The sequence below is a fragment of the Verrucomicrobiia bacterium genome (assembly GCA_019634635.1).
Classification (GTDB): domain Bacteria; phylum Verrucomicrobiota; class Verrucomicrobiia; order Limisphaerales; family UBA9464; genus UBA9464.
This window is the reverse complement of the sequence record JAHCBB010000008.1, coordinates 38671-51828: the sequence shown is the minus strand read 5'-3', so window position 1 is coordinate 51828 and position 13158 is coordinate 38671. Positions and strand designations below refer to the sequence as shown.

Here is a 13158-nt window from a genome sequence, read left to right as displayed (position 1 = left end):
CCGATTCAAGGGCTGGGTGCGATGGCGATGCCGCTCACGGCGAAGATGCCGGTGGCCTCGGGGCTGGTCCCCTTCACGAATTCCAGCCTGGTGATGACCTTGCCCGTGTGCGGGCCGGTGGTGAGGTCAAAATCCGTCTGGTGCAGGCTGAAGCCGGGCGGCACGGGATCGTATGTGAACAGGGCGCCAGCAGTCCGGCTGCGGGCAAGGCCGCGGATCGCCGGTCGGCGGGTGGGCGCGCTGGGGCTGCCGTCCCACCAGTCGGGCGCGAAGAATGGCAGCGCTTCGCTGGTGGAACCGTCCGCGTAATGGATGAACAAGGCGCCGTTGCCGCCGCCGTTGGCCGAATGGGCGAGAACATGCAGGCTGCTGCAGGCCGTCGGTGTGGTGAGCACCAGCGAATTGGTGCGCCGCGCGTTGTTCAGCCAGAGCACGTTCGAACTGGAATAGGGCCGCAGCTCGAAAAGCACCGTGGTGTCCAGTTGGCTGATGATCTGGCGGTCGGCCGGGAGGCCGTTGGTGCGGCCACCCAGACCGTTCTCGAACCAGGCTGCGCCGAAGGAGTCCATCGCCTGCGCCCGGCGGACGGGCTGGTTTTCGAGGACCACGTCGCGGTTCCAGCCGGTCACGGCCAGCGGCTCGACCTGTCCGGAGAAGCCTTGCAGCCGGAAGTAGCGGAGCGGTGACGCCGACGGGTTGACCCGGACTTCACTGTTGACTTCCGTCCAGGGGAGGCCGGCCTCGCGCCAAGGGGTGGCGGCGTCGAGGGTTTCGCGGCCCTGCAGTTCCAGTCCAGCGAGGCCGGAGGCCCAAAAGACCTCCGCTGCATCGCCGGCCGGCCGCGCGCCCAACTGGGGCAGGCCCACCGTGATGACCCGATCCACGGCAACCGGCGCATAGTTCGCATCGCCCGCCTGCTCGGCCCGCACCACCACGCGGCCGATCCCGGAAAAGTTGAGCTGGTTGCCTTGCACGGCGCCGGGGCCGCTCGGCACTGAATAGGTTACGGGAAATCCGGTGGAGGCGGTGCCCCCCAAGGTCAGCGGACCTTGGTAGGTTAATGCGGACGGGAGTTCCCAATGGAGCGCCTGCGGCTGACCGGCGCGGAAATCCAGGATCAGCAGGCCGGCGGTCTCGTCGGCAACGAAGACCCGGTTGCCCACCCGCTGCGCCGCATACGCCCCGCCGGCGGTTTCGTAGAGGGTGAGGCGCATCGGGCTGGCCGGGTTGCTCACATCAATCACCTCCACCCCGAGATCGCGGGCCGCCACAAAGGCGTAGTTGCCCGCCACCTGTACGCTCGACCGGAAAGGGATCGAAGGTAGTTGGCCCAGGAACGTCGGAGCGGCCGGGTCGCGCACGTCCAAGATGATCAGGCCGGCCGAGGCGTAGGCGAGATACGCCAGTCCGTCCACGACCTGAAAGGCAGCGGGAACGCCCGCAAATCCGTTGAAGCTGCCGCGTTGAACGGGCATCGCCGGGTTGGTCACGTCGAGCACCACGAAGCCGGCATCCTGGTCCGACACGTAGACGAGGTTGCCCACCACCTGCACCGCGAAGCCCTCGCCGGGTAACGCGAGGCCGCCCACGCGGACAGGTGCGGCGGGATTGCTCACGTCCAGAACGACCACGCCGGGAGGCTCGCCGACGAGGTAGGCGAACTGGCCCGCGACCTGCATCGCCGTGACCCAAACGCCGGTATCGTAGCTGCCCACGCGCACGGGGCTGGCCGGATTGCTCACGTCAATGATCTGAAAGCCCGCGTAGAGGGTGGCGAGATAGGCGAGGGATCCCTCCACTTGCACCGCCACGGCGGAGCCTCCGGTCTCGAAACTGCCGAGGCGAATCGGGCTGGCCGGGTTGCTTACGTCCAAAATCTGCAGGCCGGCCGCCCCGTTGGCGACGTACGCGCGGTCTCCGGCCACCTCCACCGCCAGGGCTCGACCGCTGGTGTCGAAGCCGCCGAGACGTTCCAGGACGGTCACAGGGACGTTGAACCTCCGTTCCTCCCGGATCGGCAGATGTGCGTCGTCGCCCGCCTGTTCCGCTGTGACCGTCACCATGCCGAAGTTGGTCACCGTGAGGGTGCCCCCACTGAATTCGGCCGGGCCTGTCAAGGATACCGTCACCGGCAGGCCGCTGCTGGAGACGATGCTCAGGGGATGGACCGTTCCGAGCGCTAGCGTCTCTCCGCTTACCCCGTGCCAATCCAGCACCTGCACCCGACCGACCCGGAGGTCGAGCGTCATCGGATCGTCCGCGCCGACGGAGGGGTAGGCGAGGCTTCCCGTCACCGTCACGCCCTCGCCAAAGCCGGTGGTATTGAAGCCGCCGAGATGGGTGAAGAGGACGCCCTCGGTCTGTGCGGCGGCCGGGAAGACGAGGCGAAGCAGGAGACCAAGGACGGTGGCGACGAGCCGTGCCGACCTGCGGGTGGTGGGGGGATGGGATGGGCGGGCGGCGGCGCGACGGAGTTGGGGCGGCGGAGCCATGCCACGATAAGTGGGTCGAATTTCGAACATACCCGGCGCAGATCCCTAGCGTGCCGACCGAGTTTCGGTCAAGGCGTATCTCCGACAGTCCCTGGACTCCGGGCCAACGGAACGAAGTTCGTGCAACGCTGGCGGTGGTGGCAGCACTTGCGCTGGCAGGATGCGCCTTGGTGGATCCTCCGGCAAAATCCGAGAAGTCCGAATCCGAGGTTCCCATACTGCTTGAGGATTGCCCGGGTCCCGTACAGGCCGCGTTGCTCGCCGAGGCCTACAAGGCAGGTGGCGTGATCGGCGAGATTGAGCGTGAGACCGAATCCGATGGCTCCGTGGTGTACGAGGGAACGGTGATGCTCCCCGGCGGCGGTGAGGTGGAGGTGGAGGTGGCACCGGATGGACGGGTGCTGGAGGTGGAATCGCCGTAGCGCCGGCGCTCGGGAGTTGGGAGTCGGAGTGGTGGGAACGAAGGGGTCGCAGCCACTGCTCAGATCGCGGGATAGAATACCGTTTGCCCGGGAGCCAGTTTGACCTGGGGCGAGACGTGCGCGACGGAGTGTATCCCGTTCGATGCTTCACCGAGCGCGCAACGAAGCCCCAAGTCAAACTGGCCCCGACGCGAAGGGTTGAAGCGCTTATGGCCTGTAGCGTTGCTGCCAGTCAGATCATAGGGCACTTCGGCGATACTCCATTCCGCGCGCCTAGCCACATGCCAAAATCGTCGCAACATACGGTGTTCCATCCCGCGGTCTGAGCATGGTCGGCATTCGACAGGTTGTCGTGGAGGATCGCCGGTATCCTACGGCGGCCCGCGAGGGCGGCCCAGTGCGCATGCATGGAGGTGGAAGGAGTGAGAAATGACGGGACAATCCAATTATTGCGAAGATTCGGCCAATTACAGATTGTTCTTGCCCGGCAAAAGTCCCCAAACCAGCGTCATGCCTTTGAACTCAACGGGTCCGGATTCTCATGAGCCACAAGTTCTCCCTCCACAGCAGCACACCATCCGTTGTCACTCCCGACGGGGAAAAGACGGCCGTGAACCGCTCCAGCTTTCCCATTCTGAGAGGGCTTTCGCTTTATCGCCTCGTTCTGAAGGAGCGCGGTTTCCGCGAACCCCACTGGCATGCGAACGCGGATGAACTCGGCTATTGCCTTGCGGGTCGCGCCCTGGTCACGATTTTTGCGAGCGGCAACGTGCACGCGCAATTCACGGTTTCGGCCGGGGAGATGTTCTTTGTCCCCTCGGGCTCCCTCCACGCGATTGAGAACGTCGGGAGCGGGGATTCGCAGTTCGTGATCACCTTCTCCCACGAACAGCCCGAGGATTTTGGTCTGTCTGGATTTGTCGGCTGCATGTCCCTTCCGGTGATGGGCAACACCTGGAATCTCCCCGCTGAGGCCCTTGCAGGTCTCACCCGTTCGAAGGAAAGCATCGAGTTCGGACGCAGCGCATCGCCCTGCGAGGTTCCGGATTCGGCCTCCGATCCATCCCCGTTCAAGTTTGCGATCGAATCCAGGGCACCGCTGCTCGCCAACGCCGCTGGCTCCGCCATCGTGGCCCGGCGTGACACCTGGCCTGCGCTTCGCAGCCAGGCGATGTATTCCGTGCGAATCCATGGAGCTGGCATGCGCGAACCCCACTGGCATCCGGAAACGGCGGAACTCGGGTTTGTTCATCAGGGCCATGCGAGAATGACGGTTCAAAGTCCGGGTGGAGCCTCCGAAACGTATGAGCTCGAACCCGGGGACATCTATTTCATCCCCAGGGCCTACCCGCATCACATCGAGAATCTGGATGGCACCGAGGTCCATTTTCTCATCTTCTTTGACACGCCCGACGTGCAGGACATCGGACTCACCGGAGCCATCCCGGGCTTCCCGCAACGGATGATCGGGCCCACGCTTGGACTTGCCGAAGCGTTGGTTGCGCGCATCCCGCGCCTTCCCGCGGACCGGTTGATGGTCGGCCGTGTGAATCCGGTTGACTGAGACAGATTGGAGTGCGGTCGTGAGCCGCCTGCTGGATGAGAATGAATCGGAGAAGAGGCTTTGATCGCGCACATTCTCATCAGTTTGCTGGTTGGCGGTGGGTTGATCGCCACCTGTTCGCTGGTTGCCGAGAGGGCGGGACCCGACCTGGGCGGACTGATTGCGGGGTTGCCATCCACGCTGATGGTATCGCTTCTATTTGTAGGGCTTGGCGAGTCTCCGGAAGCGGCCGCGAGGGAGACCACGTTCATTCCCCTCGCACTCGGCGTGAACTGCTTCATGATGGGTGCTTTCGGATTTCTTGCGCCGCGAGGGCTGCCGATTGCGTTGGGAGTTTCACTCGCTACCTGGATCGGGCTCGCCGCGTTGGCCGCGCTTTTCCCGCCCAGGAATCTCGCCATTTCACTGACCTTGCAGGCGGTTTTTGTCGGACTTGGATTCCTGCTCACGAAACACACGGGCGGTGAGGCGCCAGCGGGAGCCTCCCACTGCAGCGGCCTGCAGATTCTGTTTCGTGGCCTTTTCGGCGGCAGCATCGTGGCAACGAGCGTGCTGCTGAGTCACATTGGGGGTCCCTTGGTTGGGGGTGTTGCCTCGGCGTTTCCGGCGATTGGAATCTCATCCCTTGTCATTGTCTCGAACTCACGCGGGATTCAGTTTGCGACCGCCCTGCTCCGTCCCACGATGGTGAGCACCTGCGTGACGATGCTCGGTTATGTGCTGGCCGTGCGCTACGCGTATCCCGCACTGGGACTCTGGACCGGCACCGCAGTGGCCCTCACCGTCTCGCTGGCCGGTGCCTGGGTTCTGTATGCCGTGAACCGACGGCAAAGCGCCATGCGGTAGCGCCTCCGCACCCGGCCGCTCAGGATCCAGATTTCGTGTCCCTTCGGCACGCGTGTGGGACGGGGTCCAGGGGGGGCGGGCAGGCTGAGGGGCGATGTCCGCATCCACGACGTTCTGCGCGACGGACCTGCGGGTCCTGCACCACCAGCTGGCGGACTGGCGTCGGTCGCACTCCGGCCGGCCGCGGCTCCCGGCCGGAGTCTGGGACGCCGCCGCCGCTGCCCCGGCGGCAAGAGTGCCACCGCACGCATCGCCATCGTGCAGCATTTTCCTCCGCACCCGCAAAACAGGTCTATGAACGTCAATTTCTCCAACAGCGCCGTCCTTCCGCGACCGTCTCTCACCCGGCAGTCGCCAGCGCACGCCGGCAGTCGGCGGCCCGGCCCGCGGCGTTGAGACACCGGAGACGTTCCATCACCCGCGGCTGGTACCCCGAGGCGACATGCGACTGGACCGCATGGTCCATGGCCGTCGCTTTCCACGCGGGGTGCCCCGGCTCCAGCGCGGCCCGCTGCCCCTCGTAGAATGCCAATGCCGCCGCCGAACGAAGCCGCAGGGATTCGCTGGACCAGTTGACCTTCACAACCCCGGCCTCCACCGCGGCCCGCAGCGCCTCCGGGGACACGCCCGAGGAGCCATGGAGGGCGATGCCCACCGGACGCCCCAACACATCCGACGCCCGGACGCGGTGTGCGCGTACGGCCTCCACGGAGAGCCCGGTTTGCTCGCCGAGACCATGCCGCGTCCCAACCCCGGGAGCCCACAGGTGAATCACCCCGGGCACCCTGGACTCCACGCCGGCCAGCAGGCACCCGGCGGTCTCCAGGTCGGTGACCCCGTCGTCCACGCCCGCCTCCATTTCCAGAGTGACTGGGCGCCCGCAGTCCGCCGCCACGCCACCGAGCCTCACCAGGGCGGCGATGTTGTCCGCCTCGGACCGCTCCGAGGAATCCACCGAAAGGGTCGAGGGGGACACCACAGTATCGCCGAGTCCGGTGGCAAGGCCACGCACCGCCGCCTCGAGCAGTGGCAGGGTGACGGGGCCCTTGATGTGGTCGGTGTGGAAGAGAATGGGGAGGTCCCGGTATCGGGGGGATTCCGCGAGGACCGCGAGCTGAACGAGATAGCGGGCCATGCCAAGGAGCGCGTCACCCGCCCCGAAGCTGTGTCCGGTCAACTGCCAGAGACTCGCCTCGATCATCACCGGTGCGTCGAGGGTGCGGGCGGCCTCCAGGACATCCGTGATGGCCGCCGGGGAGTCGGCATTGACCGCGAGGAGCGCAAAGCCGCCCTCGAGCGCGGTGCGCAGCACGATCCGGGATTGCAGGGGATCCAGAAGCATGGTCCGCCCGGTTCAGCTGAGGGCCACCTTGATGTGCTTGGGCTTGAGGTATTCAAACACCGCACGGCGTCCGAGCTCGATCCCGTAGCCGCTGTCCTTCCAGCCCGCATAAGGCCCGTAGTTGGTGTTCACCGCCCCGTGGTTGACGCACACGGTGCCCGCTTCCAGCGCCTCGCCGACCGTCACCGTCGTCGCGAAGTCCCGCGTGAAGAGGTAGGCGACGAGTCCGTAATCGGAATCATTGGCGAGCCGGACCGCTTCCGACAGATCATCGAATGAAGCAAAGGCCACCACCGGGCCAAACGTCTCCTCCCGCAGGACCCGCATGGTGGGACGGCAGCCGGTGAGCACCGTCGGCAGGAAGTAATGGCCCCGGGCAAAGGCCTCGCCCCCGGGCGGCCGGCCACCGGTCCTCAGGATCGCGCCCTGCGCGAGGGCGTCCGCGACGTGGGCGGCCGAAGTTTCCACGCCGTCGCGTGTTGTCATCGGACCAAGATCCACCGGCGGGTCCGCCAGCCCATCCCCGAGTCTGAGCCGCTCCGCCATCGCCGTCACTTCGTTGGCCAGTGCGTCGTGGATCGAGGCGTGGGCGAACACACGATTGATGGAACTGCAGGACTGTCCGCTGTTGCGGAACGCCTTGTACACGATCGTTTTTGCGGTCAACGACAGGTCGGCGTCGGCCGCGACGATCGCGGGGCACTGGCCACCCAGTTCCAGCGAGACCTTTTTCAGATGGGGGGCCGCCAGCGCCAGGATTCGCCGGCCGGTGGCACTGGATCCGGTCATGGCAATCCTGGCGACCGCCCGATGCCGGATCAGCGCCTCGCCGAGGGAAGCGCCCGGCCCCGGAATGCAATTGACCACGCCAGGAGGCAGGCCGCCCTCGGTCAGCGCGGCGCAGAAGGCGAGCGGCGCCAGCGGCGTCACCGTGGGCGGCTTCACCACCACCGTGCAGCCGGTCGCGAGCGCCGGACCCAGCTTCCAGCTCAGAAGGGACACCGGATAGTTCCACGGCGTGATCAATCCACAGACGCCCACCGCCTGCCATTGAACCCACGAGCGGTATCCGCGGTCCTCGGTCGGATTGGTCCAGCCCTCGATCCGCGGTGCCTCGCCGGCATAGTACTCCAGCGTGTCGCAGGCGCCGGCAACCTCGCTCCGCGCCTGGGCCAGCGGTTTCCCCTGCTCCAGGGACATCAGCCATCCGATCCGCCCGGCCTGCGACCGCGCATGGGCCGATGCCCGGCGCAGCACGCGCTCGCGCTCGTAAGCCGTCAGCCCCGACCACGTCGCGAATGCGTCGCTGGCGGCCTTCACGGCAGCCTCCAGGTCAGGCTCGGAGGCGGTGGCCACCGAGCCGATCGGCTCGCCGGTTGCCGGAGACTTCAGGGAGGTTCGGTTGCCGTCCACCGCTGGACGCGAACCACCGCCGATGTGGAGGTCCATGTGGACCGGAGGAGAGAATGGAGGCTCGGTCATTGGATTCGAGGAATCAGTTGCGGGGAAGGATGCACACCTTCAGCGCCTCGCCGCCCTCCATGAGCGGGAAGGCCTCGGTGATTCGGTCGAGGGGCAGCCGGTGGGTGATGAGCCGCCCTGCGGGGAAGCGTCCGCTGTGCAACAGCGCAAACGCCGCCTGGAAGTCGCTCTTTTTCTCGGAATAGCTGCCCGAAACTTCCAGTTCCTTGTAATGGATCTGGTTCACGTCGAGTGGCGCGACGGGGTTGGACTTGGGCAGCCCGGCGAAGAAGTTCACGCGACCCGCCCGGGCCGCGATTGCGAGGGCGTCGTTCTGGGCCGCCGCGGCGCTGACCGCGACGATCACGACATCGGGTCCGAATCCATCCGTCGCCTCCCGGAGCGCCTCGCGATGCGCGCCGTCCGGCGTCACCAGCCAGACGCCGTCCACGTCAAACCGCCCTGCACCCTCCAGCCTGGCGGGGTTGGTATCCAACACGAACACCCGTTGGGCGCCCTGAAGCCGGGCCAGTGCGGCGTGCATGATGCCGATCGGCCCGGCCCCGAGCACCGCCACGGTATCCTTCAACCCAACCCCAAGCCGCGAGTGCGCGTTCATGCAGCATCCCAGGGGCTCCGCAAGGCTGAGCACCTCGGAGGGGATGTCCGAGGTCACCCGGAACAGGTTGCCGTTGCGCACCGCGGCCGCGGGAACGCGCATCCGGGGCGCAAAGGCGCCGTCGTGGTGGTAGCTGATGGTGGTGCGGCGCAAGGCGAGGTTCTCGCGACCCCGTTCCACGTACCGGTCCTGTCCCTCCACGATGACGATGTACAGCACCACGCGGTCGCCCACGGAAACTCCGGCATCAGGCGCCCGGGTCTCGAGCACCCGTCCGCAGAACTCGTGGCCCAGCACCCGTGGCGGATGGATCTTGACGTCGCCATGCCGGTAGGTGCGCAGATCGGTGCCGCACACGCAGCAGGCCTCGATCTCCAGCAGCACTTCGCCGTCCGCGATTGAAGGTTCGGGGACCTCCAGCACCGGCAGTTGCTCCTTTCCCAGATAGACGGCGGCTTTCATGAGGCGAATGGAAGGTGTGCGTCCGGGGTCAGCTCATCCAGTTGCCCTGGCGGACCCCCCATTTGACCGTGGTCTTGCGCGCGCGGGTCCAGAAGGGAATCGCGTCGCGACCGGTGATGTCCCCGATGCCGAACCGGGACTCGTGCCAGCCGCCAAATCCAAACGGATCCCGCGGCACCGGAACCCCGATGTTCACACCCACCATGCCGGACTGGGCCCGCGCCTCGAAATGGTGCGCCGCCGATCCGCTGGTGGTGAAGATCGAGGCGGCATTGCCGTACGGACTGGCGTTTTCAATCTCCAGCGCCTCGTCGAGGGAACGCACCCGCAGCACCGACAGCACGGGGCCGAAGATCTCCTCCTGCACGCAGCGGGATTGGCGCCCGAGTCCGTCCAGCAACGTCGGCCCGAGATAAAAGCCCCCCTCGCGTCCCGGCACCCGGACGCCCCGGCCGTCCAGCCGGACCCGGGCGCCCTCGTCCTCGGCGAGACGGATGTAGCTCAGGATGCGGTCGCGCGCCGCGGCACTGATCACCGGGCCGAGGTCCACCCCCGGCCGCAGCGAACCCATGGCCCGTTCGACGGCATCCACCAGGGCGTCACAGTCCCCGACCGCGATCAGCACGCTGGCCGCCATGCACCGCTGCCCCGCACAGCCGGTCGCCGACGCCGCGACGTTGAGGGCGGTGACGTCCGGATCGGCATCCGGCATCAGCACCAGGTGGTTCTTCGCACCGCCGAGGGCCAGCACCCGCTTGTTGCGTTGCGTGCCCTGCTGATGCACCGCGCGGGCCGCGGGCGTGGAGCCGACAAACGCCACCGCTTCAATGCGTGGATCCTCGAGCAGCGCCCCAACCGTGATGCGGTCCCCCTGGACGACATTGAACACCCCATCGGGCAGGCCGGCTTCCCGCAGGAGCGCAGCCAGTCGGACCGGTGTGAATGGCACGCGCTCACTGGGCTTGAGCACGAAGGTGTTTCCGCAGGCGATGGCCATCGGGAACATCCACATCGGCACCATGGCCGGAAAATTGAACGGCGTGATCCCGGCCACCACGCCCAGCGGCAGCCGGCGCAGGTGGCAGTCCACACCGCGGCTGACCTCCAGAATTTCGGAAGCCATGAGGTGCGGCAGGGCGCAGGCGAACTCCACAACCTCCAGCCCGCGCTGGAGCCCGGCGGCGGCTTCTCCCGGAGTCTTCCCGTTCTCCCGCGTGATGCCGTCCGCAAGCGACTCCAGGTCGCGTTCCACCAGTTGCTTGAATCGGTACAGCGGCTGGACCCGGTCCTTCACCGGGGTGGCCGCCCACGCAGGGGCGGCGGATGCCGCCGCCGCGACCACGGCGTCCGCCTGCGCCGCCGAGGCCGGATGCAACCGGCCCAGCAGGGAGCCATCCAGTGGCGAGACCACCGGCAGGGCCTCCGTTCCCGAGGAAGGCACGTTGCGGCCGGCGATGACATGCGGTACGGACTCGACGGGGGTCAAGGCAGTGGAGGGTTCAGGGGGTGCGCCAGGCGCTCCGCGCCGGTCGCGCGGGAGGCCCTTCGGACAACAGATTGTGGAACTCATAGCGATCGCCGCGATACCGGGTGACCTCCACCCAGAGAGGATCGCCGGCCCGGCCCACGGCGTGGACCTCGAGCAATGCGGTCCCGCGGGGTACCCCGAGATGCGCTGCGGTCCCGGCGTCAGCCGCCACCGCGCGGATCTGCTGCGCGGCGCCGGTGACACGGATGCCGGCGCGGTCCAGCCACGCGTACAGGGAACCCGCGAGGGCGCGGCGGCCGAGTCCGGGGCAGCGCCGGGCCACCAGGTGCCGCTGCTCGAGGATCACCGGCTCACGATCGGCCAGGCGCAGGCGTTCGACGAAAAGCAGAACCTCATCCGGCGGACAACCCAGGGCGCTCCGGACCGCCTCCGGTGCCCGGGCCGCCGTGCATTTGCGGAAGGTCAGCACAACCGTTCCGGGGCGTCGGCCGGCCTGGGTGGCCTTGTGGGTGAAGCTGACAAGCGACCGCAGGTCGTTCTCGAGGGCCTCACGGCGGACGAAGCTGCCCACGCCCTTGCGAAACTCGATGTGGCCGGCGGCGACCAGACCGGACAGCGCCTTGTTGGCCGTGATGCGGCTGATGCCGAACCGCGCCGCCACCTCGCGCTCGGTCAGGAACCGGTCTCCGGGCCCGAACCGCCCTCCGCGCAGCAGTTCCAGCAGCCGGTCGTTCAACTGGTGATAGACCGGTGCGCGGACCAGGCTGGAGGCCTCGAGGGACATCATGTGGCTAAGCCACAGGTCTGCTACCCGAGCCGGCGGTCCCCGGTCAACCCAAACCGCCCCGGTGACCGACCCCCCCCGGGTGGGGACGGGCTGCGGCACGCCCGCAACGTCTCCCGTCTGGCAGGCCGGATCGCTGGGCGGTTCGGGGGAGGGCTCCCGCGTGTGCGCGTCCCGCGCTCCCGGCGTTTCGTGGAGGCAACGCCGGCCGTCGGGGATTGTCGCCGGCCTTGCCCTTGCGGATGCTCGGCGCGTGATTCGCACCGCCGTGCTCAATGTGGTGGGCCTGACCCCGGGGCTCATCGGCGACCACATGCCCCGCCTGCGCGCCTACCGCGCGGCTCATGCGTCCGCGGCGATTGACCCCGCACTGCCCGCGGTGACCTGCACGGCGCAGGCGGATTATGTGACCGGACGCCGCCCGACCGACCATGGGATCGTGGCCAACGGCTGGTATCACCGGGAGTTGTGTGAGGTGCAGTTTTGGAAGCAATCCAACCGGCTTGTCGGCGCCCCGAAGCTCTGGGAGGAGCTTCGCGCCGTGAACCCGGCGTTCACCTGCGCGAAGCTGTTCTGGTGGTACAACATGTACTCCACCGCCGACTGGTCGGTCACCCCGCGCCCGATGTACCCGGCGGACGGCCGGAAGGTGTTCGACATCTATTCCTGGCCGTTCGAACTGCGGCCGGACCTCAAGCGGGCGCTCGGGGACTTTCCCTTCGCTGGATTCTGGGGCCCCGGAGCGGGGGTCCGCTCGCCGCAGGGGGGGCCGGACTGCGTCTCCCGATGGATCGCCGGCTGTGCCCGCTGGATTGAGGAACATCACCAGCCGACACTCAGCCTCGTGTACCTGCCGCACCTCGACTACAACCTTCAGCGATGGGGTCCGACACGGCCCGGGGCGCCCGCCGGAACCCTCAACCCGCGCATCCTTCCCGACTTGCAGCTTGTGGACCGGCTCGTGGGGGAGTTGCTGGATTTCTATGCGGCGCACGGGGTGCAGGTGATTGTGCTCAGCGAGTACGGCATCACACCCGTGGCCACCCCGGTCCACATCAACCGCGAGTTTCGGAAACGCGGATGGCTGACCGTCAAGGAGGAGCTCGGGCTTGAGGTGCTCGACCCCGGACAGTCCCGCGCCTTTGCCGTGGCCGATCATCAGGTGGCCCACGTGGTCCTGAATGACCGCGGCCTTCATGGGGCGGTGCAGGAGATGCTTGAGGGCCTCGACGGAGTCTCCGAGGTTTGGGACTTCGCGGACAAGGTCGAGCACGGGATGGCCCATCCGCGGTCCGGGGACCTGGTGGCCTTCGCCCGCGAGGATGCCTGGTTCACCTACTACTACTGGTTGGACGATGCGCGGGCCCCCGACTTTGCCCGGTGCGTGGATATCCATCGCAAGCCGGGCTATGACCCCGTGGAGCTGTTCCTCGATCCGGCGATTCCCGCCGTTCGATTGAAGATCGCGTGGCGGCTGCTCCAAAAGGCCCTCGGCTTCCGGATGCTCATGGATGTCATCCCGCTGGATGCGACGCTTGTCCGCGGATCGCACGGTGCCCGGCCGGCGAACCCCGACGACTGGCCGATCGTCATCGGCCCGGGCCCGCTCCCGTCGCCGGTGCTGTCCTCCACCGACATCTACGGTGTGCTCCGCTCCGCCGTGCTGGGGTGAACTTT

10 protein-coding genes are annotated in these 13158 nt (G+C 67.3%); 4 read left to right on the top strand and 6 right to left on the bottom strand.

Annotated features, from left to right (window positions below; genetic code table 11):
• Window positions 1–5: 5 nt before the first annotated feature.
• Window positions 6–2492: a hypothetical protein gene (locus KF791_07395; protein MBX3732406.1), complete on the bottom strand. Its 2487-nt coding sequence runs from the start codon at window positions 2490–2492 to the stop codon at window positions 6–8.
• Between the two features lie 134 nt (window positions 2493–2626).
• Here KF791_07395 and KF791_07390 point away from each other — a divergent pair, with 134 nt between their 5' ends.
• From KF791_07390 to KF791_07380, 3 genes are all read left to right on the top strand, one after another.
• Window positions 2627–2914: a hypothetical protein gene (locus KF791_07390; protein ID MBX3732405.1), complete on the top strand. Its 288-nt coding sequence runs from the start codon at window positions 2627–2629 to the stop codon at window positions 2912–2914.
• Between the two features lie 541 nt (window positions 2915–3455).
• A complete protein-coding gene (locus KF791_07385) occupies window positions 3456–4478 on the top strand; it encodes a cupin domain-containing protein (protein ID MBX3732404.1) in 1023 nt (340 codons plus the stop codon).
• A gap of 60 nt (window positions 4479–4538) precedes the next feature.
• Entirely contained in the window at window positions 4539–5324 is a 786-nt protein-coding gene (locus KF791_07380; GenBank protein MBX3732403.1) for a hypothetical protein, read from the top strand.
• 340 nt (window positions 5325–5664) lie between these two features.
• Here the strand turns inward: KF791_07380 and KF791_07375 are convergent, their stop codons facing one another.
• The 5 genes from KF791_07375 to KF791_07355 are packed head-to-tail and all read right to left on the bottom strand — an operon-like array spanning window position 5665 to window position 11484.
• Window positions 5665–6666 carry a class II fructose-bisphosphate aldolase gene (locus KF791_07375; protein ID MBX3732402.1) on the bottom strand — a complete coding sequence of 334 codons (1002 nt, stop codon included), beginning with the start codon at window positions 6664–6666 and terminating at the stop codon, window positions 5665–5667.
• A 12-nt stretch (window positions 6667–6678) separates the two neighbouring features.
• Window positions 6679–8148 carry an aldehyde dehydrogenase family protein gene (locus tag KF791_07370; protein ID MBX3732401.1) on the bottom strand — a complete coding sequence of 490 codons (1470 nt, stop codon included), beginning with the start codon at window positions 8146–8148 and terminating at the stop codon, window positions 6679–6681.
• A 13-nt stretch (window positions 8149–8161) separates the two neighbouring features.
• Window positions 8162–9208 (bottom strand): alcohol dehydrogenase catalytic domain-containing protein, encoded by a 1047-nt coding sequence (locus KF791_07365; protein ID MBX3732400.1) that lies wholly within the window; start codon window positions 9206–9208, stop codon window positions 8162–8164.
• 28 nt (window positions 9209–9236) lie between these two features.
• On the bottom strand, window positions 9237–10778 hold the full coding sequence (locus tag KF791_07360; GenBank protein MBX3732399.1) for a CoA-acylating methylmalonate-semialdehyde dehydrogenase: 1542 nt from the start codon (window positions 10776–10778) through the stop codon (window positions 9237–9239).
• Window positions 10708–11484: a GntR family transcriptional regulator gene (locus KF791_07355; protein ID MBX3732398.1), complete on the bottom strand. Its 777-nt coding sequence runs from the start codon at window positions 11482–11484 to the stop codon at window positions 10708–10710. The genes KF791_07360 and KF791_07355 overlap by 71 nt, the downstream gene beginning before the upstream one ends.
• Before the next feature lie 250 nt (window positions 11485–11734).
• Between KF791_07355 and KF791_07350 the strand changes: the two genes are divergently transcribed.
• Entirely contained in the window at window positions 11735–13153 is a 1419-nt protein-coding gene (locus KF791_07350; GenBank protein ID MBX3732397.1) for an alkaline phosphatase family protein, read from the top strand.
• Window positions 13154–13158: the final 5 nt, after the last annotated feature.

Excerpts from the sequence above, each read along its gene's own strand:
- KF791_07375 (MBX3732402.1), bottom strand. The coding sequence starts at position 6,666 with ATGCTTCTGGATCCCCTGCAATCCCGGATCGTGCTGCGCACCGCGCTC.
- KF791_07365 (MBX3732400.1), bottom strand. The coding sequence starts at position 9,208 with ATGAAAGCCGCCGTCTATCTGGGAAAGGAGCAACTGCCGGTGCTGGAG.
- KF791_07395 (MBX3732406.1), bottom strand. The coding sequence starts at position 2,492 with ATGGCTCCGCCGCCCCAACTCCGTCGCGCCGCCGCCCGCCCATCCCAT.
- KF791_07370 (MBX3732401.1), bottom strand. The coding sequence starts at position 8,148 with ATGACCGAGCCTCCATTCTCTCCTCCGGTCCACATGGACCTCCACATC.
- KF791_07385 (MBX3732404.1), top strand. The coding sequence starts at position 3,456 with ATGAGCCACAAGTTCTCCCTCCACAGCAGCACACCATCCGTTGTCACT.
- KF791_07355 (MBX3732398.1), bottom strand. The coding sequence starts at position 11,484 with ATGATGTCCCTCGAGGCCTCCAGCCTGGTCCGCGCACCGGTCTATCAC.
- KF791_07360 (MBX3732399.1), bottom strand. The coding sequence starts at position 10,778 with ATGAGTTCCACAATCTGTTGTCCGAAGGGCCTCCCGCGCGACCGGCGC.